Raw genomic sequence first — 25136 nt, 5'->3', positions numbered from 1 at the left:
ACCATTATGAATACCGTAGCTACAAATCCGAAAACACAATATTTACTTGGTGCAGGACTAGATGTTTTACACTTTGAAAGTAGAGAATGGTTAGATACCATTGATTTTTGGAAAGATGAAATTAAATTTTTTAATGATTTATTAAAGAAAAAAGAAACCGCAGCAAAAAATAATTCAGAATACGAAAGTATGTTAAAAAACCTGGATAAAGTACACGCTGATTTATGCGACGATTTAAGAGAAAGCGTTGTAGAACACGAACAGTTATTATCTAAAATTGAGCTGGCAGAAAAAGGACTATCGGATAATGATTACAGAGAAAAACATCAACAGCTTTTATCTAGAATAAACACTTTTGCACAAGATTTTAAAACATTCAAAAGAATTGTTTTTGATTACGCTAAAGTCTTATAATAAATACTACTACTGAAGAATGCATTCCAAATAAAGAGCATTCTTCAGTAGTTCTTTTTCTTAAAAAAACCAACAAAAACAACCAGTATGGAAGTGTTAATTTATACAAAAAATTATAGAGAGGCAGATGCAATTCATAATTTCATGGATTTATATCACAGTTTGCACATGACACATTTAGCGAGTGATCTTTTAAAAAAAGGTTTATCTCCAGACCAAATTACAGATGCAGTAGCAACAGCTATTACTATCGCAAAAACTTCTGGTATGGAAACAAATAAACATTTTATGCCGGTCTATAGCGGAATAAATGAAGAAATCATTCAAGATTGTAAACTTTCTCATTTGGGATATGGCTTGGTAATATTAAATGCAAATAAAAGTTTACCTCTTGTAGGACGCTTTCAAGTAGATGTTTTAAAAGAATTCCTTAATGAAGCAAACTAGAAAACGAAAGTGTTTCACAAAGCGATTTCTAGGCTAATTGGGCAATGATCTGAACCATAGTATTCGGTTAATATTTTGGAGGATTTTATTTTATCTACAAAGGAATTACTTATCAAAAAATAATCAATTCGCCATCCTGTATTACGTTCTCTAGACTTAAAGCGATAACTCCAAAAGGTATACGCAACAGTGTTGGGATGTAAATATCTATAGCTATCTACAAATCCAGAATCAATAAAACGATCCATTCCGTCTATTTCAATTTGTGTATAACCAGCTGTTTTATTGTAATTAGACACATCGTTCTTTAAATCGATTGCTTTATGCGCAACATTAAAATCACCACAAACAATAACTGGTTTTCTTTTCTCCAAATCTTTTAAATACTTAAAAAAATCAGCATCCCATTGCTGCCTATATTCTAATCGCGCTAATTGCTGCCCAGCATTAGGCACATACACGTTTACCAAATAAAAATCTTCATATGCTGCACATTGCACTCTTCCTTCGGTATCATGTTCTGAAATATTGATATCATTAAGAACAGATAACGGTTTCGTTTTACTCAAAATAGCTGTACCAGAATATCCTTTTTTTTCTGCCGAATTATAATACTGTTTATAGCCACTCAAAGATAACAGCGCTTTTTCCACCTCATTATCCTGCGCTTTTGTTTCTTGTAAGCACAAAATATCTGGGTTTAAAATTGCTATAGATTCCAAAAAATCTTTCTTGACTATCGCTCTTATACCATTTACATTCCAGGAAATAATTTTCATATAGCGTATTATTTTTTTTTTAGTTTAACAGACTACTTCCAATTTATTTTATACTACATCACTTCTAATTATTAGACCTAAAGACACTTTTAGTCCTAATGCCCAAAAGTAATGTAAGTCTATTTTATTTTTGATCTTGTTTACGTTTATACCATTTTACAGCTTCGTACCAAATTACAGCGAAAAAACCTGTTGCTGCGCTAATTAATAATTGCGGAAGGTTTAAGGTTTCAAAGCTAAAGAAGTTTGTGAATGGTGTTATAAAAAGTAATGCAGCCGTAATAACAATGGTAATACCAATAATTAAAGGCACTAGGTTGTTTTTATATTTTAAGGTCGTTAAAACGGAATAATAAAAAGACCGATTAACCAAGGTTAGAAATATATTAGCAGCGATTAATGTGGTAAAAACCATGCTACGCGTAAGCGCTTCGCTATACTCATACTGTATGCCATATTGATATACCATGAGCACTCCCAATGTAATCATTACACCTTGCATAATGCTGGTGGTTAATTCTTTTCCGTTAAAAAAAGTAACCGTAAACGGACGCGGTTTTTGAAGCATACTATTTTTTTCTATCGGTTCATTTTCATAAATAATAGAGCATGTTGGTCCCATAATTAATTCTAAAAAAATAATATGTACCGGATAAAATATATTTGGAAATTCCCAACCCAATGCTAAGGGAATAAAAACGGTTAAAATAATTGGTATATGGATAGAAATAATATACTGAATTGCCTTTTTTAGATTGGCATAAATTCTTCTGCCCATAGCAATGGCATCTACCATTTTAGATAAATCATCTTCCAATAGAATTAACGACGCTGCTTGTTTAGCTATTTCAGTTCCTTTTTTCCCCATAGCAATACCAATATGTGCCGCTTTTAAAGCAGGTCCGTCATTAACGCCATCACCAGTCATGGCAACAATTTCATTATTGGCTTTTAAAGCATTGATGATTTTTAGTTTCGCTTGCGGAAACATTCTTGTAAATATGGTAGTATCTTCTACTTTTTGTTGTAATTCCGCTGCATTAAGTTGCATTAATTCGTCGCCAGATATACTTTTTTCAAAACCTTTGAATCCAATTTCTTTGGCAATAGCTTTAGTGGTTAATGCATTGTCACCAGTAATAATTTTTACCTTTATTCCTGCCAAACGAAAATTTTCAAATACCGATGCTATATTTTTCTTTGGTGGATCGTAAAAAGCGACGATTCCTTTAAATTCAAATTGAAAATCTTGCTGTTTTTCAGGATAATTGTCTCCTTTAAAATGAGTTTCGGCAACTCCCAATACACGATATCCTTCTGCTGTTATGGTTTTAATTGCATTATTTATATATTCCTTTTCTATAGTGGAAAGATTTGAAATATCCATTAGTGCTTCCGGTGCTCCTTTTGCTGCAATAATTCGATTTCCTTGATTATTTTCAAATACATGCGTCATCATAGGTGGTTTTCCGCCTAAAGGATATTCGTGTACAAGCGCAAATTGCGAACGTTCATCTATCTTACTCGTGTTTTTATAAGCAGTATGCAATGCTATTTCCATAGCATCGAAAGGAATGGGTTCACTTGCCCACATGGATATTTTAATCAGTTCTTTTTCAGCAGTACCTAAATGATCTTCTAATTTGAATATTTTGTTAGAAGACAACGTATAAAGTCTCGCGAGACTCATTCTGTTTTCAGTTATAGTCCCCGTTTTATCGGTACAAATAACAGTAGCACTACCTAAAGTTTCCACCGTTTTTATTTGTTTTACGATAACCCCCAATTTCATTAATCGCCATGCTCCCATAGCCATAAACGTAGCAAAAGCCACTGGAATCTCTTCCGGTAAAATACTCATAGCTAACGTCAAAGCTTTCAGTAGACTATCTAATATATTGTGAGAATGATAATAATTAATGGCCCAAACAATTATAAAAACAACAGCTCCAATGATAGCCATTTTTTTTACAAAATTGTTAATCTGTACTTCTAATGGCGTTTTTTCTTTTTGTATTCCCTCTAAGCTTTTTCCTATTTTCCCTAATTGCGTTTCACTACCTATCGCAGTAACCGTAACAATAGCTAATCCGCCAGAAACTAATGTTCCTTGATATACCTGATGGTCTACTTTTGTTTTGTCTTTATAAACGGATAAAGATTCTCCGGTTAGAATAGATTCATTTACCGAAAAATCATTGGAATGCACAATAATTCCATCTGCGGCAACAGTTCCTCCTTCTTCTACAATAAGACGATCACCAACAACTAATAATTCACTTTTTATATCTTCGGTTTTGCCATTACGAATGACTTTACATTTTGGTTCTGAAAAAGTTTTTAGTTTTTCTAAAGCATTGCGACTTCTAGAATCTTGGTATAAAGAAATAGCTGCTACAATTACTGTAGCTGCCGTTAGAAATATACCGTCTCCTATATTTCCACTAATAAAGTAAATGGAAGAAGCGACCAATAATAAAATAACCATAGGTTCTTTTACCAAACTTTTAATAGCTTCAAAAAATGGATACTCTTTTTTAGCTTCCAGTTTATTATAGCCATACTTAGATCGTGCTGCTAGCACTTCTTTATCCGTTAATCCTTTTATGTTAAAGTTATTTGTTTGCATTTAAATTTTCGAGAAAATAGTATTTTATAAATGTAAAACATTCGTTTTTAAGATTTGAATATTTTTACACTGAACCTTACATCAAATGATTAATCGTACACCACCCAATTCTTCAATTTTATAAGGAAAATGATCTCCTGGTGAACCGATAAACATAAAGTTAATTGGAATATTCCACTCTTTAGATAATTTAGTAATTAGTTCTGGTCCGAAATTAACATCTAGTTCTATAAACTCGATTTTAATTAAAGGATATTCTCTATCCACTACATCAATATCGTTCCTAAATTGCTCGGTAATTAGATTACCATTTTTAGTTGCAGTAACTACTTTCAATTTTTTTGTATGTTCATTTCGCTGAATATATAGCAACACTTTATTTAATGTCTCTACATCGTCATCCTTTGTAAAATAGACAAACTCCTGAGAGTTAATGGTATCGATTACCTGCAATATTTTACTATCTGTTTTCATTACAAAACTACGAACCGGATCAAAAACCGTATGGATTATTTTTAACAGCACTTTTAATAAAAGGGTTCTATTTAGCATTATGGTTGTAAAAATAATGGCAGGAATAAAATAATCTAAAAAGACGGCTATATTACTAGGAGCACCTTCTATTGCTGGCATGACAATATTACCAATCAACGCTACAACAACAGCACTAATAGCAATAAGTATGGCAATCCAACTTGCTTTTTCAGGACGTGGCAAGCTATTTCTTTTCACTTTAAGAAGTACATTACCAATTCCGAATAATGTCATTACCGATAAAAAAGAAATGGTGTAAACCCCTGCTAATAGTTTGACATCCCCTTTGGTTATAAGTAAAACGGAAATGGTTAAGATTAAGAAAACAAGTATAATACGGTAAGAACTTCCTCTTTTATTTTTCTTTAGAAAAAATTGAGGTAAAATTCTATCCAAAGCCATTCTTTCCAACAATCCAGAAACACCAACAAAACTAGTTAGTACTGCTCCACTAAGCACCAAAAATGCATCTACACTAATTAAGATTGCTAACCAATTACCGCCAACATGAGAAGCCATTTCTATTAAAAGCGTGTTTTGATACGCATCACTTTGTAATAAAGGTATTGCAAATAATGATAATGCAAATAATGCCGTTAACGGATTTAGTACACTTACTACAATCCACATATTTTTAAGTGTTTTTGGAAACACGCCTTTTTGTTGTTCTTCTACAAAATTCGCTGAACTTTCAAATCCAGAAACGCCTAACATAGAAGCTGCAAAACCTAGAAAAATAGCTTTCGTTATACTTCCTGAAGTCGTAGGCAAATGCCAATTTTCTATAAATAAACCAACGCCATTATTAATCAAAAAGAAAATAATAAAACCACTTAATACCACAAAAGATAGCAAGTGAAAAAGAAAAATCACAATAGCTACTTTAGAAGATTCCGAAACACCTACAATGGTTAGAGCTCCAAAAAAACTAAGAAGAACAATAGTCGCAATTATAATAGAAATCGCAGGTACTAAATGATGCAAATAATGAATCGCTTCATTAGCCGAAATAACAGCTGTCGCCATATAAGACAACAAGGTTAATGTGGCCGCAAAAGAGGCCATAAACTTACTTGTTGTATTTAATAAAGCGTTGTAAGCTCCTCCATTTAAAGGTAATGCGCCAACCACTTCTCCATAAATTTTTCGAAATAAAAAGAGAACCAAAGACACAATAAGTAATGTAATCCAAGCATATTGTCCAGCAAAAGCGATCGCTAATGCAGACACATATAATACGGAGGAGCTAATATCATTACCGCATATAGCGGTTGCTGCTAATTCACTTAGTTTTTTATGTTTTTTCATAAGCACTTGTACTTAAAACTACTCTACCTTTGTCTACGTATAATGAAAAAGAATGCCGCTTTATTTTAAAAAACAGGAATCCATAAACGCAGGATTCAGATATTTACAAAACCCTTTTCCTGTAAAGATTCCTAGTTTATTTTTATCTATAAAATTCTCTTTTAAGTATTTTACGGTTTTATGGTTAATGGATTACTTGTTTTCTCGACTGCTATATTATTTATACATTGGCTAATAATCTACTTCCAATTCATTGCGCACCTTATTAATTCCTGACGCATTATAAGCTATCATTTCTGCATCCTCTTTTTCCTTAATAGAATGCACGACACCCAATAATATTACTTTTTGATTATCAATAGCTACACTAATATTTTTGGCATCTATATTTGCCGAACGAGCAAATGCTTTTTTTATTTGATTTTCTATATCCTTCGGAGTTACTTTAGGTTTTAAATGAATATGATTTACCACTTCCTTTACACCGCACAAATGCTCAATAGTTCTTTTCGCAAAACTTTTTTGATAAGGCCATTCTAATTCACCTGTTAGAGAAATTTTCCCATCTTCTACTGTTACAATAATTTCTTCTGAAGGTACAGATGCATTCCACTCTAAAGCATTTATTGCGGCTTTTGCTATTTCTACATCCGACTTTTTATCGCTATCCGTATATTTTACAGTAATCTCTTCTGCGACAGCTTTCACTCCAGATATGCGTTTAATTGCATCTTCAATTGTTGTCTTTTTGGGTAAGTCACTTACAATTCCGACAAGTGTTACAATACCTTTGTTTACGGTTACGCCAATTTCGGTTTCATCTATATTTGGTAACCACGATAATTCGGATAAAACGTCGTTTTTAATTTCTAAATCTGTTTTCATAATCCATATACTTTAAAAGGGTTTGATTCTTAATTTAGTCTAAAATTACTACAGTTCAAGATATCCTGTAATGATGCAAGTCAGTGCTAAAAAAAAATCACCCTAGCACATCGAATGGTGTTAGGGTGATTCCTTATAAAAAATACTATAATTATTTTTTATACTTTAAAATACTAATACTCCACTTCCAACTCATTTTCCACACTCCATACTCCTGGTGCATAAAAAGCGGTTCTTCTTGCATCATCTTTTTCTTTTAAGGAATGTACTTTACCAGTCAATTTAACATTATGACCTTCGGTTTTCACCGTAATACCTTTAGAATCAATATCTGCAGAACGTTCGAATGCTTTTTTAATTTTTTCTTTAATATTTTCGGCTTCCACGGTGTTTTTTAATGTAATATTATTTACTACATATTTTACGCTGGATAGATTTTCAACCGCTTTTTTAGCCGCATTTTTCTCAAAATCCCACATCACTTCACCCGCTAGATAGACCCAACCATCTTCTACTTTAACTTCAATTTTGTTAGAAGGCACCGAAATATTCCATTTTAAAGCGTTGACTGCAGCTGTAGCTATTTCTGTATCCGATTTGTGTGATGAAGTACTGTATTGCACCTCAATCTCTTCGGCTACAGCCTTAACACCCACTACACTTTTAGCAGCTTTTTCTGCCTCACGTTTTTTAACATAACTATTTACAGTTCCTGTTAGTGTTACAATACCATCTTTTACAACGACTCCAATTTGGGTTTCATCAATACTTGGTTGCCATTCTAATTCGTCTAAGATGTCTTCTTTAATACTTAAATCTGTTCTCATAATTTCTATGATTTAAATTAAACAATTATTATACAACAAAGATATATTCCATATAAAACACTGACGCTGACCTATATCAGTCTGCTTTTTTTTTCTGAAAACTTTAACAAAGGGATTTTATTTCGGAATTAAAGATCTAAATATTAAAAACCCGAACAGCATAAACCATTCGGGTTTTTAATAGAATTACAGGTATAAATTCATACTACTTATTTTAAATGTGATCGTAACATCCAGGCCGTTTTTTCGTGTTGTTCCATAAGTCCTGTGATGTAATCACTAATACCGTCTGCCCCCCATTTTTCTGCAATAGGTTTTATTTCTTCTCGAATAAAAACGATAATGCTTTCATGATCTTCTAGCAGTTCTGCAAAGATACTTTGGCTATCGTTTTTACCTTTTGTTTTTTCGGTGAGATGAGTTAATTCTAAATACTTTGCTAAAGTTGCAGGTACATAATGACCTATCATACGTATTTTTTCTGCTACGGTATCTACAACCTCTTGTTGCTCTTCGTATAATGTTTCCAGATAAAGATGTACAGCATGAAAATCTGGACCTTCAATATTCCAATGAAAGTTTAAAGTCTTTGAATATAATATAAATTCGTCTGCTAATATTTTTGATAATTGATCTGCTATGGCTTGTCTGTTTTCTGCTGAAATTCCTATGTTTGGTGTTTTCATCTTTGTGATTTTTAATTAATTATTGGGTAAAGGTATTGGATGCATGAAATAATTATTATGACCTAGGTCAGTATAGACTATTTTTAAGATTTTTTTAATACGGAATAGATAGGATATACGATAGCAGCAAATACAACACCTAAAAATGCTACAGACATATCCTTTTGCGAATCCCATACATCTCCTTGTGTGCCTAGATAAGAAATGCCTTCTTCTACAAAAAATACGGTAGCCACTAACCATTCTATAATTTCATATAAAGCACTTGCCGAAAGAATAATTAAAATTGGAATTCTTAATGCTAAATACCTTGAGATTTTAAGCCATTTGGAAAGGCATTCCTGTAAAGGATAATACAATAGCAAGCCAAAACTAAAATGTACTAATCTGTCATAATGATTTCTTGAAGAATGAAATACCTCTTGCAGCCAATATCCAAAGAGGTTTTCGGCATAGGTATATTTCGAACCATACACGTGTAGACAAAGGAAAATACAGATTAAAAAATAGCTATAATTGCTAAAACGATACTTCGAATAGGTGAAAATTAAAAAAAGCAGTGCAATAACGGTTAACGTATTTTCTATACCCCAATTTTTAATGTCTGTTGTACCAATTAGGGAATTTACCCAAACGATACCAAATAACAAACTTAACCAAAAAAGTGTATGTCCGATTACAGTTATAACACTGCTATATATTTTCATTTTAAAATAATTCTTAATTACAAATAGGAAATGAAATTATTAAGTTGCATTTCAAAAACCCACTAGCCACTTATAGATTTAGCTGCTTTAATAAGTGATTTTGCCTCATGAATAGAAGGATAAACAGGAATAACTTTTTTACCTGTTTCAAACAATCCATACACAGCTGTTTGTGCGGTTCGAACAGAGTATTCTACTGTAAATACAATATCTTTTGGCACTTCAGCAAATTGACCTAAAAAGGCAAAATTAGTTGTTCCTTCTGGTAATACTTCTGGTCTGTCCCCATACGCTCTCGGCATAAATAAACTATCAATAAAAGGCATGGCTGTTGGAATACAGTTTACTTTTTTTGCAGCAACGATAGGCTGCATTAAATCCTGAACTTTTAAATGATACCATAGTTCTTCTAGGATTTCCTCACCAGTACATTCCGCCATGGTTTTATTTACATAATTACCTTTTCTATCTGGATATAAGCCATACCCCCAAAAAACCTTTACATCTTTGGGTTGATTTGGAAAATGTGGTTGACGCGCAATCACAATAGACATGAGCCAATTAGAATCGGTCATGGTTACTAAACCACCTGTACCATCTACATTTCCTGAAAAATTCTCCATATAATCATGGAACGTGCTATCTTTTAAGGTTGCTGTAAATGAATACCATTTTTGTAAATCGATATTATCACAAAAAACGCTAGGATTACCAAAAGCCTTATCTTTTTTTGCGATTTTTTTCCATAATTTCCAAGATCCTGATTCTGCTAATCCTTTAAGTTTTGCAGGTCTATTCCAAGCGCCATTATTGGTGCTATCGGTAATAGAGCCGTTGGTAATAAAGACGTAATCATTTGAACCAAGTACAATTTCATTCTTATCTTTAAGATGCAATACGGACGCTGTTTTTTTATCGGAAGAAAGATCGAAATCAATATCAACAACTTCACATTTCATATCAAAATTCACACCTCGATCTTCTAGATATTTTTTCATTGGTCGAACTACGGAATCGTACTGATTGTATTTTGTACGCATTACACCTCCTAATCGGTAAAGTCCATCCACTAAATGAATTAAACGTCTCATGTATCTGCGCATTTCTGCAACACTGCTCCATTTTTGAAAAGCAAACATCGTTGACCATATATACCAAAAATTAGTTTCGAAAAAATCGTGATCATACCAATCTTCAATTCTTTTGTTTTCTAATACTGTTTCAGATGTCATTATTAATTTTAAGAAATCTGCTTGTTGTTTTAGTGATAGTCCATAAGAAGATACATCCATTATTTTCCCTTCTTTTAAAAGTCTTGCTTGTCCGTTGGATACAAATCTCTCATTAAATTCAAACGATTCATCTCTTATCGAAACTTTAGGATCTTCTAAAGACGGAATATAGGAAAGTAAATCCCAATAGCACTCGTAATGTTTTTCGTGCATCCTTCCGCCTCTAACCACATAACCTTCCTCTTTATCTCCTGCACCATCTAATGCTCCACCAAGGATATTATCTTTTTCTAAAATATGAATATTCTTACCTTGCACACCAGCATCTTTTACTAGATAAACGGCACTTGCAAGAGAAGCTATTCCGCTACCAACAAGATATACTTTAGCTTCTTCTGGATTTTTATTTTTTATTTTACTCATGATTTAATTTTTAATACTTAAAAGCAAAGCAGCAGTAATATGTAACATTCTAGTTCATAAAATGATATAGAGTTAACTACAAATAGAACAATACTACTTTACCATTACAGCAATGCTTTATACTGTTTTAATTAGAATTTTTATTTTTTAAATGAAAAGCTAAAGCAATTCTAAAAAGACCCGCAGTTACAAATGCCATTCCTGTCATATAAACAATACTTAAACCTGCAAAAACTGGATTCGCTAATAGTAGAAATGAAAATAGTAATGTCAGAATTCCTAAAAACAATAACCATCCCCAAGAGGGTATTCCAGCAGATTTAAACTGAAACGATAATCCAATTGCCATAAACCCCTGAAACAATAACCAAAAACCTACGTAAAAAGGCAGAATTGCCATGGTCATTAATGGATGTGATATTAATAATATTCCTATTATAAGATCTAGAATACCTCCTGCTAGATACCAACCCCAACCTTGTATATCATTTTTATTGGAAATTGAAAATACAATTTGAGAAATACCCGAAGCAAAAATGAATATACTAAATACAATGCTTAATGAGACGTAACTTGCTAATGGTGTTTGAAATACCCAAACTCCTGCAATAATATATAGAATACCAAGTAAAAGTGAAATCCACCAATTTTTTACTGCAGCTTGTGCGGAACTTAAAATTGTAGTTGCCATAACGTTATAGTTTTAAATTATTAATTGACGTTATTTTTAAAAAGGTCTTTTAAAGCAGATCCTAGTTCTGTAATATCATGATTAAACTCGCGCTCGAATTTCTGTTCGTTTGCTACAGTAGATGCATTAAAAGAAATAACATCATCTTTAAACGCTTGACCTCTTTTTGCTAATTTCTCTTTCAACTCTTTATTTTTTTGTTCGAGTTTATCCAGTTCTTTTGTCCATTTTTCTTTTTCATTTTCATTCACTTTTGCAATTTTTGCTCTAAGCTCCTGTATCTTATTCTCTGTTTTTTCAATGGCAGTATTAGATGCATTTTCAAACTTATTCCATTCTGAAGTTACAGAAGATTTAATCTCTTCACTAGAGTCTTTTGCACCTTGTTTTAAATCTTTATTAAGTTCTTTTACGTCTTCTTTAACGGTTTTCGCATCTTGTTTAGATGCCTGTCCACAACTAGTTAAAACTACTCCTGCCATAAATACGATTACGGTTAAGGATAAAATATTTTTTTTCATAATTGATTATTTTATTTACTATTTATTAATATTATTCTTTTTTACAAAAATCTCTAATACTCATTATAAGTTCATTCATATCATGAACAAACGATTTTTCAAAAGTTATTTTTATGGCTTCATCATTTTCATTAAGATGTTCCATATCTGCCTTAAATTTTTTATTAATTTGAAGCAATCTACCTTTGAGACTATTCTTTTTTTGTTCTAATGTATCTATTGCTATTCGGCATTTTTGATCCTCTTCACTTATCACGGAGATTTCTCTTTTTAAATCTTCAATTTGAATCTCTCTTTGTTTGACAGCTATTTGTGCATCTTTTTTAAATTTGTCCCAATCTACTTTTGCTATCGTCTTTATTACCTTAGAAGAATCTTTTCTTACCCGATTTACAGTTAGCTTCGTATCCTTTCTGTTTTCATTAGCTACTTTCAAATTTTTCTTGGTGGTAGAACTACAACCTATGGATCCAATTCCTATTAGAAACACTAGTACAGCCGATGATAACAATTTAGCTTTCATATCAAATTATTTATATTTCCAATTAACTTTATTAGGCCAATACATATTTGGCTTTTAAATGCATTTCGGTATCAAACTCATAAATATTTAACACTCCGGTTTTTACGTCCACATTAGGAATTTCTTTAGAAGAAATATTTTCAATATGCCCCATTAATGCACGAATGGAATTCCCGTGCGCAGAAACTAAAACCGTCTTACCTTCTACTAATTCTGGAACAATAGCTTCAAAAAAGTATTGCACTGCTCTATGTCTAGTTTCCTCTAAGGATTCTCCTAATGGCAATTCTGACGCATTAAGTTTAGCATATTTGGGATCTAATTTCGGATTCCTTTCATCCTCTTTAGATAAACTTGGAGGCGCAGTACTAAAGCCTCTTCTAACTTTTAAGAAAAGTTCTTCTCCAACTTCCTTTCTCACCTCTTCTTTATTTCTTCCTTGCCAAGCACCATAATTCCGTTCATTAAGCTTCCAACTTTTCAAAAAGTCTATATGCATCATATTTGCAGTATCCATAATTATCCAAGCCGTTCTAATCGCTCTTTTTAAATAAGAGGAAAAACAGATATCTATAGCTAAATTATTATCCATTATAATTTGACCTGCTATTTCGGCCTCCTCAATTCCTTGAGTTGCCAGATCAATATCTGTCCATCCCGTAAAAATATTTTCTATATTCCAGATACTTTTTCCGTGTCTTACAAGTATGAGCTTTCCCACTTCTTTTTTATTTTGAAATATTCTATATAATTGCTTGTTAATCCACGATATCTTCACCTAGAGCATTATGCAATTGGAATAATTTTTCTTCCTCTTTTTTAATTCTCTTTTTCAGTCTGTTTTTTCTTGCTTTAACAAAAGAGTCTGTAATAGCATGTTCAACACCATCCAAGCGAGATTCTAACTTATTAATTCTGGATTTTGTTTGGCTTTTAATGTCTTTCAAAGCTGCTTTTCTCTTTGTTTCTAATACTGCCATTTCTGCTTTTCTCTTCGCTTTTAAATCGGCAATCTTCGCTTTAATTTTAGTTTTTTCTTCTGCAGTAGCTTTTCTAAGCTTTTGACGTTCGTCTTCAATATCTACTTCTAGATTTTCAACTTGTTCATCCATAAAGTCATTGAATTCTATTCCTGCTTCACTTCTAATAATCTCAGAACTATAAGGTTTTAGAGCATCATCAATAAAAATAGAACTATCTTCTGCAACTTCTGCAATAATTACAATGGTTCCTACAGCCATTGTATTACTAACTCTTTTAATAAACTGATCTTCAAAGTCAAAGCGGCTAATATCCCAAACTGCGCCCGCAACAACGCCTGTATATAGACCAATAACAAACCCCAAAGGACCGGCAAACGCTCCTACAAGTCCACCAAGAGCCATTCCTGTAAAGGTTCTCCAACCTTCCCCTTCCGTTTGATTATTTAAAACTTCGTATTCATTGTTATCTATTTTACGAATCATCATATGCTCATAGAGTGTAATATCTCCATACACATCCAATTCTTTGATTTTGTGTAAAGCTGCTATTGCTTTTTTCTCTTCCTTAAAAGGAACAACTATAATATTTGCCATTTTTTATGATTTTAAAGGTTACTACTTATTTATATTTAGTGAAATGCTTTCGCTACTGTTTCCAGTTCCACTTTTAGCGTTTTATCGAATTTTGTAATAGGTGGGATTTCAAGATCCAGATCTAGTAATTCATACACTGCCATTTGTGCTGCTCTAATAGAATATTCTACGGTAAAAACAACATCGTCTGGAATCTCTACAAACTGACTAATAAATGCTAGATTTTTTGAATTTTTAGGCACTGGAAGTGGTCTATCGGTTTTTAAACGAGGCATAAACATACTAGTGATATATGGCATTCTACAAGGAATACAAATGGCGTTTGCAAACACAACATCATAATCGAATTTTAAATGCCCGCAAAGTTCTCTAAGAATTTCTTCTCCGGAACATGCTGTCATTGGTTTACCTACAAAATTACCCACGCGATCTGGATGTAATCCGTATGTAAAAAACACTTGCACATTAGACGGTTGGTCTTTATAATGTGGTTGTTGATTTAATGAGAAACTCATAAACCAATTAGAATCTTTAAGCGTTACTTGACTACCTGTTCCTGCTTTATTACCAGAAAACTTTTCCATTTGATCAAAGAAAGCGGTGTCTTTTAATGTTACTGTAAAAGATTCCCAGAAAGATTCTGCAATGTTAGAATTAAACACTTCTGGTCTACCAAACTCTGGATATTTATTCGCTAGTTCCTCCCATAATCTCCAACCTTGACTATCTTCTTTTGTAAAGAATTTTGGCGCACTGGTCATAGAACCATAACTAGAAGCATCTGTCATAGAACCATTTTGACAGAAAACTAAATCACTATCTTTGATTTCAATAGTTTCGATATTTCCAGCGTTTTTATAGGTAATATGTTTTACTACTACTTTTTCTGTTTCTGTTTTTGCATCTAGCGCATATGCTGAATCTATATCTGTTACGATAGTCCCTTTTTGAAAATGAACCCCATGTGATTGCAACCAAACTTCTAATGGAAGAATCATAGAATCATACTGGTTATAAACAGTACGTTTCACTCCTGTCATGGTTTCTACATTAGGAAACTCTTGCATAAAACGGTGTAGGTAACGTTTAAATTCTACGGCACTATGCCAAGGTGAAAACGCAAAACTTGTACGCCACATAAACCAGAAATTAGTTTCGAAAAAGGAAGGAGAAAACCAATCGTAAATCGAACTATTGCCTAGTTTTTCTTCACTAGCTTCGCTTAGTTTAAGAAGCTCTGTACGATCTGACATAGAAAAACCAAGCTTAGACGCATCTACAATTGCTCGATTTTTATCTATAAGTCTTGCTTTTGCATATGATTTTACTTTATCGTTAAACGCAATGGTTTCTTGAGTTACAGATATGTTAGGATCTGTAAGTGACGGAATGGATTTGAACAAAGCCCAAGTGCATTCGTAAATATTTAATGTTAACATACGAGAACCACGCAATGTATAGCCGTCTTCTGGATTTCCACCTGCATCTAAACTACCACCTAATACTGGTAGACTTTCGAAGATTGTAATATTATTTCCTGCTACTCCTCCATCCCGTATTAAAAAGGCTGCTCCAGCTAAGGATCCTATTCCGCCACCTATGAAATATGCTTTTCTATCTTTATTGCTATTGTACATAATACATAATTTTATTGTTGTTTTTTGTTTTTTGAAATGGATTAATCCGCTAATTCTCCCATCTCTTCATCTAGTTCTCTTAACATGATAGACGCTTCACCAAATGCTTCCAATCGATCTACGAAATACTGTACTTTACTTAGCTCTTCAGCTTGCTCTTTACAATACCATAGACCTAGTTCTACTACCATAAAATTCTCTTCGGTATGAGCTGCTTTGGTAAGAGCATAGCATTGTGTGGTGATTTCTTTTTCATGTGCTAATGCCGAAAGAATAACATCTGGAAGGCTAATAAAATCTTGTTTTGGTTGTTTTAAAGCTGGAGTGATTGGTCGGATACCATTTGCTAAAAGCATCTTTTTTGCTTTATCGGCATGCACAAGCTCTTCCTTACTATATTGCTTAAAGAGCTTTGCTGCTCCTACAAATCCTTTATCATCTAACCAAGTAGACATCGCTAGATATATTCTTGAAGAAAATTCTTCTTGTTCTACTCTATAATTTAGCAACTTAACCATTGCTTCGCTTAAAAATTCTGATTTCGTTTTCATATTATTTCTCTTTAAAAAATTTATTTTTTGCTATTAAATAGCTACCTTTTGTTTTCTGTTTAGACTTCAAAATTAGAATGTTATGGCGAGAGACACACTGATCTAGGTCAGCGTGAGTACACTGATTTAAATCCGTTTACTTTTTTTTGTTCCAATAAGCTTCTGCTTCATTTTCCATTTTTTCTAAGCGTGTATAGTAATCTGGAAACTCTTTTAAATGCGCCCAAGCTATTTTTCCTGTTAAGGCTTTATCATTATTGGTAACATTGGTTTCTGGATATCTTGTACCATGTTCAAATTCAACATTTACTCCTTTTGTGAATTCATCTAATGGTATATCCGTCCATGGGACACCAAGATTATCGCCAATTTCTTTTACTTCTTGTGCATTTAATTTTTTCATTGTATTGTAATTTATTGGACAGAAAATGGATAAAACCACTGTCAAAATTTCTAGTATAAAAGTACTTTTCTGAAAGAATACGAACACTGATCTAGGTCAGCGGGACGAAAAAATAAAATTTATTTATGAAGTTTTGGTTTTGCGTATTTGCGTGAAGGATTGCAATGAAAATCCCGCAGCTCGACGCAGGAGATGCGAGGTATTGTAATGAAAAGCCTGACCCTTGTGGTCACGCCCAACTTTTAAAAACAGAAATAAAGTTAGCTTCTAATCACCAAAATATAAAGAATACCAATTAGAATAACGCTTCCAAAAGCATAGCCAACAAGTTTCCCTGCTGCTTTAGAACCTTTGAAAACGGTGATACCTAATTTCACTAACATATTACTGATGGTCGCTGCAATAATTACCGAAGATGCAAGTGTTAATTTGTCGCCATCTAGAGAGAATTTGGACATGCTTATTGTAATGGCATCTGTATCTGCCAGACCTGCAATTAAGGCGGAATAGTACAAACCACTCTCTCCAAAAAACTGATTACTATAAAAAACAGCAAAAAGAATGATAACATATACGACTCCAAAACCTATTGCATTCATCATGTTCAATGGGTTACCTAATTTAATATTGGTGTCTGGTTTTGGATCATCTTTTCGCATTAATAGCAAGGTTGCTATAACACAAATGGACGTTAATAAACCAAATGGTATTGCTAAATGGATTAGTATATTGCTGTTAAAAATGTATGCTAATAAAGCTAATCTTGGAAACATAATGGCAGATGCAACTATGATTCCTGCGCTATACTTTTTGGAGAGTTCTGGTGATTCTCTACTACTGGATGCGTAGTTCCATGCGACTGCGGTACTCGAAATGAGTCCGCCAAGTATTGCTGTTAGTATAATTCCTTTTTTTGAACCTATAAATTTGACAAGAAAATAACCGATAAAATTCAAAAAGGAAACGATTACTATTATGGATCCAATTTCGAATGGATTTAATAGATTATCTGGACCATAGGTTTTGTTGGGTAGAAAAGGAAGAATTAATAAGGCTATGATTACGAATTTGATAAATGCAAAAAGCTCTTCGGAAGTAATATTTTGAATTACGGAACGAAATCTAGTTTTTAGAGATAGTAATGTAACTATAATAACTGCTGTTGCTACTGCATCTCGGTAATATGCTACCGAAACCATTACGCCTAAAACAAAGGTTGCTATTAAGGCTAAATTGGTGGTTAAATTTTGATTTGGTGTTTCTTGTTTTTGAGAATAGGAACTAAATGCTAAAAATAAAATAAAAGCTCCCAGGCTAATAATTAGTAGCCAAGGAGTAAAAACTTCTGTAAGATTTCCTAATGTAAATCCAAGAATAGTTACAATAGGAAAAGTTCTTATACCAGCTATACCTTTATCTTCCTTGAGTTTGTCGTACTCTCTTTCTAGACCAAGTATAAGACCTATCCCTAAACTTATTAGAACTCCTAGAATATAAGATCCTACAAGTTCATTTATTTCTTGATGCCATTGCATTTAATATTACATATACTTTTCTAGAAACCTGAAAAATTCTTTTTTAAGGTCTGCGTATACCTGGCGTTGCGTTTCCATTTTATCCCTAAATGCTACATGCTCTTTTGCTAATTGCACATCCATTGCTTCTTTTCCTTCTGCACTTTGTCCTGCTATGCGTTCTTCATGCTTTTCTATGATTTCTTGTAAGTCTTCAATAACGCCATCATGAAGAATAAACTCATTTTGATAATGCTCTAATTGCGCAAGTACATCTTTGTTTGTCCAACGTATTACTAGTTCACTTAATTTTTTATTAAAGAACTTCAATTCCCCTTTCCAAAAATCAAGTTCCCCTTCCCATTGCTGGTGTTCAAAATGCATATTCGAATTATATAAAATTTCCTTTTCCATGATATTTATTTATTTATTTATTTATTTAGATTATATCACAAAGGTTACGTTTTATAAACTTGTTTAAAATGACTTATGTCAGTCTTGAAACAAAAATTAAAATTCCAGTTTTATTATATTTTAAGAATATCTGTAGGCGTCTCGACTAGAATAGTCTTATTACCTCTTAAGGCAATAGGCTGTTTAAGGATTTGTGGATTGTGTTGTATCATTTTTATCCAGTCGTCTGTAGATAGATTGTGATGTTCAAAACTAGACGCATACGCTGGACTATCTTGATTCACAAGATCTGCGACTTCTAAGTGCAATTTTTCGGCAAGCTCTACAAGTTGCGTTCCCGTAATCTTCGTTTTTAATATGTCTATTTCTTGCACCTTAAACCCTTCCGATTTAGCATACGCTAACGTTTGTTTCGCTCTCTCAGATTTTGAGCTATAGTATACTGTTATTTGTCTGTTTGACGTAGCTATCTCTCCCATAATTTGAATATAAAATCTATTGGTTTTTAATTTTTTCTTCCTCTATATAATGACCTAAAAGTTGCTTTAAACTTTCTAGATATTCTGCCATTATTTTTTTATCCATATGTGGCTGTTTGCTAACAGGTAACGTTAAAGGGTTTTCATCAAGAGATCGATAGAGCTCCGGATAATTGGTTTCAATTTTATTAGTTAACTGTGTTATTTCTGATAATACTTTTTGTAGGTCTTTCATTAAGAATAATTTTAATGGTTAAAACTTAAAATCTATTTCTGTAAAATGTTAAGTTGCTTTAGCAATTCTTCTCCTGCAATCATATGTTCGGTAATTGCAAAAACTTCTTTTCTGTTTTTTCGGAAGTCTTTTACAAATTGCGAGAGAGCGTCTTCCAATTGTTCGTGTTCTTCTCTAAATTTATCCGATGTATATATAAAAGGATCCGCTATCAACTCCGCTAAATGATGGAAATGTTTATTTATCCTAATTAACAATGTATTACATTGTTTCTCCACTTGAAGTAGATTCACTTCAATTTCAAGTACCAAATCTATATTCTCCTTTTTGGATAGATACAAAAAGTATTTATCAATAAGATGATGTAGAAATTTCAAGTCGCCATTATAAAATAGCATATCCGATTTCCAATGTTCGGTAAGCGCATATAACTGTTCCCAATTTGCTTCGTGAATAAAGTTGTCTTTGGGTCTGATTCTGAAATCATTCATATTAGTATTATTTAAAAAAAATTCAATAAAGACATTAAAAAGGTAAAAGTAAAAATGAAAGAATTAAAAAAGAATGACTTGCATCAGTCTTTAAAAACATCATACTGATATACGTCATTTGTTTACACTTTAATCGGTTATAATTTAGCCTCATATATAAAAAACAAGCAAAAATGAAAACGATACTATATGCTACCGATTATTCTAAAAATTCTATTGCTGCTTTAAAATATGCCTATTCGCTGAGTAAAGTTATGCAAGCGACATTAAAAGTGATTCATGTTTTTGATTATCCAACCATGTTAGATCATTTTAGTTTAAAAGCCGAAGATCCATTTCCAGATATAGAAGGTGATGCTATTAAAAAGCATAGCTTAAAACTTAATGCTTTTTGCAAAGAACATTTGGGTGCCAATTTAGATAAGACGCATGTAAAAGTGGAAGCTATAGAAGATAAATCTGTAGTTCACGGGATTACAAAAAAAGCACATGCGTTAGATGCTTTTCTTATTATTACAGGAATGAAAGGTGTTAGTGCTATAAAGGAAATTATTATGGGAAGTACTACTAAACAACTTCTTAAAAGCGCATCTTGTCCAGTAATCACTATTCCAGAAGATGCAAGTCATACCAAAATTAAAACAATTGTATATGCTACAGATTTTGAAGAAGAAGACTTAGGAGCCATCCATAAACTAGTAGAGATTGCAGAACCTCTTCATGCTACAATTAAAATTGTTCATGTTTTTCCTATAAATAAGAAATTAAAAATAGAGGAAGAAAAAGCACTACAGGATGAAATTCATAAAAGTATTAAATATGCCAACTTAGTACTAGATGTTTTATATTCAGACGATATTTTTAATACCCTTAAAATATATTTTAGCACTTGCAATGCAGATCTAATTGGCATGCTAGAACGGGAAAATCAAATTCTATCATCACATGTATTTCATAGAGATTTAGTTAAAAAAATGGCGTCTTATGGTAAGATTCCTTTGGTGAGTTTTAACGCAAAAAATTATAGCATATTTCATTTATAAAAATTAACCACTTAAATATTTAATAAGATGTCCAGAAGAATATTTAGAATCATTATTGTGATAGCAGTTGCATTAGGAGTTTACCTTTTTATAGCAAAAGAATCGCATTCCAAAAGTTTTTTAATTATCATTTCTAGTCTTGATTTTTTACTATTGAGCCTTGGTATCCATGGATTAATTGCACATTCATTACGTCCGAAATCAAAAGGAAACCTAATTACTTTTCCGCTTTTAATGTGGGTTCTTTGGGCTATTTTGTTTTTAGTCTTTGTGTTTTTTATTCTTCCAATTTACTGTCCCGATTTTTTGATAGATCTTTAAATATAATTATTGATCCTATTAAATTCTAAATTAATTAGGGTAATAGATCCAAGAATCATTTAGATTAAAAAGAAAAAGTAACTCCTTTTTATTTTGCTCCTATACCAACTGTATTAGGTAGAAAATTATTGTTCCTCTAGACTTATATTTCCAAGTATTTAGGAAGACTGAGTGCATAAAGTAGATAGATGTAAGTTTTTTAATAAAAATGCGTCCAAATATGTATATTTAAAAGCATATATTAATTTAACAAAGAAAGGAACTACATTATGCTTACTTGGAAAAATGTAATTAACTATACCGTAAATGGAAATCCAACGCCAGACCAAAGAGTCGAAAAAACGGAAAACGAATGGAGAGCACTACTAACTCCAGAACAATTTAGAGTTACCAGACAAAAAGGAACCGAAGCACCGCATAGTGGAGCGCTTTGTAGTATTTATGACGAAGGACAATATAATTGCATTTGTTGCAACACGCCTTTGTTCGATTCTACAATTAAGTTCACCTCAGGATCTGGTTGGCCAAGTTTTACACAACCCATAAAAGAAAACGCCATTAAGTATGAAAAAGATACCGCATTTGGTATGGTTCGCGTAGAAGTGATGTGTAATACTTGCGATGCGCATTTAGGACATATTTTTCCGGACGGACCAGAACCTAGCGGATTGCGCTATTGTGTTAATTCAGAATCTATGCAATTAGAGAAAGGGACAACAAATGAAAACTAAAAACCTACAATTAGCCACTATTGGTGGTGGTTGTTTTTGGTGTACAGAAGCTGTATTTCTAGAAGTAAAAGGCGTAGAAAAAGTAATCTCTGGTTATGCTGGAGGAACCGTCCCTGGACATCCAACCTATCGCGAGATTTCTTCCGGATTAACGGGACATGCAGAAGTGATTCAAATTACCTTTGATGCCGATGTGATTTCTTATGAAGATATTTTAGTTATTTTTATGACCACACACGACCCTACCACTTTAAATCAACAAGGTGCCGATCGCGGAACGCAATATCGTTCGGTTATTTTTTACCATAATGAAAAACAAAAGGAAATTGCCGAAGTGGTGCTTTCTGAAATTGCTCCGTATTACGAAAATACCATTGTAACAGAAATAAGTGCCTTCCCTATTTTTTACGAAGCAGGAAAAGAGCATCAAGATTTCTACCGAAGTAATCCTGGTTTTGGCTATTGCTCTTTTGTAATTGACCCCAAATTAGCAAAGCTTAGAAAGTTGCACAGCGATAAACTAAAATAAGAAGTTTAAGGAAAGGGAAATAATGAAATTGAATATACAAGATAGATTTAATACCGAATTACCAGCAGATGCCATTCTGGAAAACACCAGAAGACAAGTGGAAAAAGCTTGTTTTTCTTTTGTTACACCAACAAAAACGGCAAATCCGGAACTCGTACATGTTTCTCCAGAAATGCTTACCGAATTAGGCATCACTCTGGAAGAAGCAAAAAGTACGGACTTTTTAAATGTCTTTTCTGGAAATGAAGTATTACCAAATACAAAACCGTATGCGATGTGTTATGGCGGACATCAATTTGGCAATTGGGCTGGACAATTAGGCGATGGTCGTGCTATTAATTTAACCGAAGTGGAACACAACAACAAACACTGGGCAATACAATTAAAAGGAGCCGGTGCAACGCCATATTCGCGTACGGCAGATGGTTTGGCGGTTTTGCGTTCTTCGGTTCGGGAGTATTTATGTAGCGAAGCCATGTACCATTTAGGCGTGCCAACCACCAGAGCTTTATCTTTAAGTTTATCTGGCGATCAGGTATTGCGAGATATGCTATATGACGGCAATGCTGCTTACGAAAAAGGTGCTATTGTCTCACGTATCGCTCCTAGTTTTTTACGCTTTGGAAGCTATCAAATATTAGCTGCTAGACAAGACAATGAAACTCTAAAAACGCTTGTAGATTATACCATAAAACATCATTTTTCGCATTTAGGAAAACCAAGTAAAGAAACCTATTTACAGTTTTTTGAAACGGTTTTAAACGATACTTTAAAAATGATTATCCATTGGCAACGCGTTGGTTTTGTTCACGGCGTAATGAACACCGATAACCTATCTATTCTCGGACTAACCATCGACTACGGACCCTATGGTTGGTTGGAAGGTTATGATGCCAATTGGACACCAAACACTACAGATAACCAACATAAACGCTATCGTTTTGGTGCGCAGTTAGAAATTGGTCTATGGAATTTATTTCAACTAGCAAATGCACTATATCCTTTAATTGGTGAAGCAGAAGGTTTAGAGAATATTTTAAATCTTTATAACGAAAAGGCTGCAGAACAATACGTAGCCATGATGCAAAGTAAACTAGGATTGTTTTTAGAAAGCGAAAATGATGTGTCCTTGATTTTTAGTTTAGACGAAATCCTTCAGTTAACGGAAACCGATATGACTATATTTTTTAGAAACTTAAGCGATTTTTCTTCGGAAAACCCTTCGGAAGGATTAGCAATCATAAAAGATGCTTTTTATACACCAGATAATCTTTCCGAGGTTATAAAAGAAAAATGGAATACTTGGTTTATAGCGTATGCAAATCGTTTACAAAAGGAAAGTCTTTCCGCAGAAGAGCGAAAGCAAAAAATGAATGAGGTGAATCCTAAATATGTCCTTCGTAATTATATGTCGCAATTAGCAATTGATGACGCAAACAAAGGCGATTATAAATTAATTGACGAATTATTTCAGCTATTAAAAAATCCGTATAACGAACAGCCAGAAAACGAAAAATGGTTTGCTAAGCGTCCGGATTGGGCAAGAAATAAAGTCGGCTGTTCTATGTTATCTTGTAGTTCATAATACTTTTAGTAAAATAGATACACAAATTGTCTAAAGGGTATCCGGAAGGCATTTATAACCATAAAAACAATACAATGTTAGGACTTGGTACTGCAGCATTAGGAAGACCACAATACATCAATATACGAAAGGATAAAAATGCAAATCCACATCTAGAAGTATTTAAACAAAATAGTTTTAATGTGCTAGAGCATGCGTACCAATTAGGAATTCGGTATTTTGATACTGCTCCTGGTTACGGATTGGCAGAAGATTTATTATTGGAATGGTTACAAACCAAAAACGACCCAACAATTCAAATCGCAACAAAATGGGGCTATACCTATGTCGCAAATTTTGACGCTAATGCAAAAGTGCATGAAGTAAAAGAACACAGTTTAGAAAAACTAAAGGAACAATGGGAAGTATCTAAAGCGTTTCTTCCGCATATAAAAATATATCAAATACATTCTGCAACCTTAGAAACTGGCATTCTAAATAATACCGACGTTTTAAAGCAATTAGCCTTTTTAAAAAACGAGCATAACATGCAGATTGGAATTACAACTACTGGAAGCAACCAATTGGAAGTAATAAAAAAAGCACTAGATGTTACTGTAGAAGGAAAACAATTGTTTGATGGCTTTCAGATTACCTATAATATTTTAGATCAGAGTTTAGAAGCAATAGCGCATGAACTAGTAAAACAAGACAAGAAAATCATTATTAAAGAAGCTGTTGCAAATGGTAGAATCTTTAGAAATAATAATTATGGTCAGTACGCTAAATTATACGATACTTTAGAAGCATTAGCAACAAAACACCAAGTAGGCTTAGATGTAATCGCTTTAAAATTTTGTGCCCAAAACATTAAAAAAAGTATTATTTTAAGTGGCGCAAGTAATACCGAACAATTAAAATCGAATCTAGAAGTAGAAAAAACAACCTTATCGGAAGAAGAAATAAATCTACTAAAAAGCTTTAAAGTCGACCCAACAGCATATTGGCAAGAAAGAAAACAATTAGCTTGGAACTAAATAA

Annotated in this window: 29 protein-coding genes; 8 read left to right on the top strand and 21 right to left on the bottom strand. The window is 32.9% G+C overall.

Annotation, left to right across the window (positions count from 1 at the left end; all coding sequences use genetic code 11):
* Positions 1-6 precede the first annotated feature (6 nt).
* Complete coding sequence (locus tag ACVCZW_RS04010) at positions 7-414, top strand: hypothetical protein (RefSeq protein WP_452229143.1); 408 nt, start codon at positions 7-9, stop codon at positions 412-414.
* Between the two features lie 87 nt (positions 415-501).
* The gene (locus tag ACVCZW_RS04005) at positions 502-861 is read left to right on the top strand and encodes a hypothetical protein (RefSeq protein ID WP_452229144.1); all 360 of its coding nucleotides are present in this window, start codon (positions 502-504) and stop codon (positions 859-861) included.
* Between the two features lie 14 nt (positions 862-875).
* Here the strand turns inward: ACVCZW_RS04005 and ACVCZW_RS04000 are convergent, their stop codons facing one another.
* From ACVCZW_RS04000 to ACVCZW_RS03900, 21 genes are all read right to left on the bottom strand, one after another.
* Entirely contained in the window at positions 876-1640 is a 765-nt protein-coding gene (locus tag ACVCZW_RS04000; RefSeq protein WP_452231702.1) for an exodeoxyribonuclease III, read from the bottom strand.
* A gap of 124 nt (positions 1641-1764) precedes the next feature.
* Positions 1765-4269, bottom strand: a complete 2505-nt coding sequence (locus ACVCZW_RS03995; RefSeq protein ID WP_452231701.1) for a cation-translocating P-type ATPase — start codon at positions 4267-4269, stop codon at positions 1765-1767.
* 81 nt (positions 4270-4350) lie between these two features.
* Positions 4351-6111 (bottom strand): APC family permease, encoded by a 1761-nt coding sequence (locus ACVCZW_RS03990; protein WP_452229147.1) that lies wholly within the window; start codon positions 6109-6111, stop codon positions 4351-4353.
* Between the two features lie 231 nt (positions 6112-6342).
* Complete coding sequence (locus ACVCZW_RS03985; RefSeq protein WP_452231700.1) at positions 6343-6996, bottom strand: BON domain-containing protein; 654 nt, start codon at positions 6994-6996, stop codon at positions 6343-6345.
* A gap of 173 nt (positions 6997-7169) precedes the next feature.
* The gene (locus ACVCZW_RS03980) at positions 7170-7823 is read right to left on the bottom strand and encodes a BON domain-containing protein (protein ID WP_452229149.1); all 654 of its coding nucleotides are present in this window, start codon (positions 7821-7823) and stop codon (positions 7170-7172) included.
* A gap of 209 nt (positions 7824-8032) precedes the next feature.
* Complete coding sequence (locus ACVCZW_RS03975; RefSeq protein WP_452229150.1) at positions 8033-8509, bottom strand: Dps family protein; 477 nt, start codon at positions 8507-8509, stop codon at positions 8033-8035.
* Between the two features lie 83 nt (positions 8510-8592).
* Complete coding sequence (locus ACVCZW_RS03970; RefSeq protein WP_452229151.1) at positions 8593-9216, bottom strand: DUF2238 domain-containing protein; 624 nt, start codon at positions 9214-9216, stop codon at positions 8593-8595.
* Between the two features lie 62 nt (positions 9217-9278).
* Complete coding sequence (locus tag ACVCZW_RS03965; RefSeq protein ID WP_452229152.1) at positions 9279-10871, bottom strand: oleate hydratase; 1593 nt, start codon at positions 10869-10871, stop codon at positions 9279-9281.
* Between the two features lie 127 nt (positions 10872-10998).
* Positions 10999-11562: an HdeD family acid-resistance protein gene (locus ACVCZW_RS03960; RefSeq protein WP_452231699.1), complete on the bottom strand. Its 564-nt coding sequence runs from the start codon at positions 11560-11562 to the stop codon at positions 10999-11001.
* Between the two features lie 20 nt (positions 11563-11582).
* Positions 11583-12083 carry a hypothetical protein gene (locus ACVCZW_RS03955; protein WP_452229154.1) on the bottom strand — a complete coding sequence of 167 codons (501 nt, stop codon included), beginning with the start codon at positions 12081-12083 and terminating at the stop codon, positions 11583-11585.
* 31 nt (positions 12084-12114) lie between these two features.
* Entirely contained in the window at positions 12115-12606 is a 492-nt protein-coding gene (locus ACVCZW_RS03950) for a hypothetical protein (protein ID WP_452231698.1), read from the bottom strand.
* Between the two features lie 31 nt (positions 12607-12637).
* Positions 12638-13327 (bottom strand): 2,3-bisphosphoglycerate-dependent phosphoglycerate mutase, encoded by a 690-nt coding sequence (locus tag ACVCZW_RS03945; RefSeq protein WP_452231697.1) that lies wholly within the window; start codon positions 13325-13327, stop codon positions 12638-12640.
* A gap of 37 nt (positions 13328-13364) precedes the next feature.
* On the bottom strand, positions 13365-14183 hold the full coding sequence (locus ACVCZW_RS03940; protein ID WP_452229157.1) for a DUF1269 domain-containing protein: 819 nt from the start codon (positions 14181-14183) through the stop codon (positions 13365-13367).
* Between the two features lie 35 nt (positions 14184-14218).
* Complete coding sequence (locus ACVCZW_RS03935; RefSeq protein ID WP_452229158.1) at positions 14219-15820, bottom strand: oleate hydratase; 1602 nt, start codon at positions 15818-15820, stop codon at positions 14219-14221.
* Between the two features lie 41 nt (positions 15821-15861).
* Positions 15862-16371 carry a ferritin gene (locus ACVCZW_RS03930; RefSeq protein WP_452229159.1) on the bottom strand — a complete coding sequence of 170 codons (510 nt, stop codon included), beginning with the start codon at positions 16369-16371 and terminating at the stop codon, positions 15862-15864.
* 136 nt (positions 16372-16507) lie between these two features.
* The gene (locus tag ACVCZW_RS03925; protein WP_452229160.1) at positions 16508-16774 is read right to left on the bottom strand and encodes a DUF5661 family protein; all 267 of its coding nucleotides are present in this window, start codon (positions 16772-16774) and stop codon (positions 16508-16510) included.
* Positions 16775-17034: 260 nt separating this feature from the next.
* Positions 17035-18309, bottom strand: coding sequence for an MgtC/SapB family protein (locus ACVCZW_RS03920; RefSeq protein WP_452229161.1), 1275 nt, complete (start codon positions 18307-18309; stop codon positions 17035-17037).
* A gap of 6 nt (positions 18310-18315) precedes the next feature.
* On the bottom strand, positions 18316-18702 hold the full coding sequence (locus tag ACVCZW_RS03915; RefSeq protein ID WP_452231696.1) for a hypothetical protein: 387 nt from the start codon (positions 18700-18702) through the stop codon (positions 18316-18318).
* A gap of 113 nt (positions 18703-18815) precedes the next feature.
* Positions 18816-19181, bottom strand: coding sequence for an arsenate reductase family protein (locus ACVCZW_RS03910; protein ID WP_452229163.1), 366 nt, complete (start codon positions 19179-19181; stop codon positions 18816-18818).
* A gap of 16 nt (positions 19182-19197) precedes the next feature.
* Positions 19198-19416, bottom strand: coding sequence for a hypothetical protein (locus ACVCZW_RS03905; RefSeq protein ID WP_452229164.1), 219 nt, complete (start codon positions 19414-19416; stop codon positions 19198-19200).
* A 32-nt stretch (positions 19417-19448) separates the two neighbouring features.
* Entirely contained in the window at positions 19449-19907 is a 459-nt protein-coding gene (locus tag ACVCZW_RS03900) for a hypothetical protein (protein WP_452229165.1), read from the bottom strand.
* A 173-nt stretch (positions 19908-20080) separates the two neighbouring features.
* On the opposite strand from ACVCZW_RS03900, the gene ACVCZW_RS03895 reads away from it, so the two are divergent.
* From ACVCZW_RS03895 to ACVCZW_RS03870, 6 genes are all read left to right on the top strand, one after another.
* A complete protein-coding gene (locus tag ACVCZW_RS03895) occupies positions 20081-20950 on the top strand; it encodes a universal stress protein (protein WP_452229166.1) in 870 nt (289 codons plus the stop codon).
* Between the two features lie 27 nt (positions 20951-20977).
* Positions 20978-21271: a hypothetical protein gene (locus ACVCZW_RS03890; RefSeq protein ID WP_452229167.1), complete on the top strand. Its 294-nt coding sequence runs from the start codon at positions 20978-20980 to the stop codon at positions 21269-21271.
* A 269-nt stretch (positions 21272-21540) separates the two neighbouring features.
* The gene (gene msrB / locus ACVCZW_RS03885) at positions 21541-22002 is read left to right on the top strand and encodes a peptide-methionine (R)-S-oxide reductase MsrB (RefSeq protein ID WP_452231695.1); all 462 of its coding nucleotides are present in this window, start codon (positions 21541-21543) and stop codon (positions 22000-22002) included.
* Positions 21992-22531, top strand: coding sequence for a peptide-methionine (S)-S-oxide reductase MsrA (gene msrA / locus ACVCZW_RS03880; RefSeq protein ID WP_452229169.1), 540 nt, complete (start codon positions 21992-21994; stop codon positions 22529-22531). The genes msrB and msrA overlap by 11 nt, the downstream gene beginning before the upstream one ends.
* Before the next feature lie 22 nt (positions 22532-22553).
* Complete coding sequence (locus ACVCZW_RS03875) at positions 22554-24116, top strand: protein adenylyltransferase SelO (protein ID WP_452231694.1); 1563 nt, start codon at positions 22554-22556, stop codon at positions 24114-24116.
* Positions 24117-24142: 26 nt separating this feature from the next.
* On the top strand, positions 24143-25132 hold the full coding sequence (locus tag ACVCZW_RS03870; RefSeq protein ID WP_452231693.1) for an aldo/keto reductase: 990 nt from the start codon (positions 24143-24145) through the stop codon (positions 25130-25132).
* Positions 25133-25136: the final 4 nt, after the last annotated feature.

It is taken from the genome of Lacinutrix sp. MEBiC02595 (genome assembly GCF_053601555.1).
This window is presented reverse-complemented; position numbering and strand designations above follow the sequence as displayed.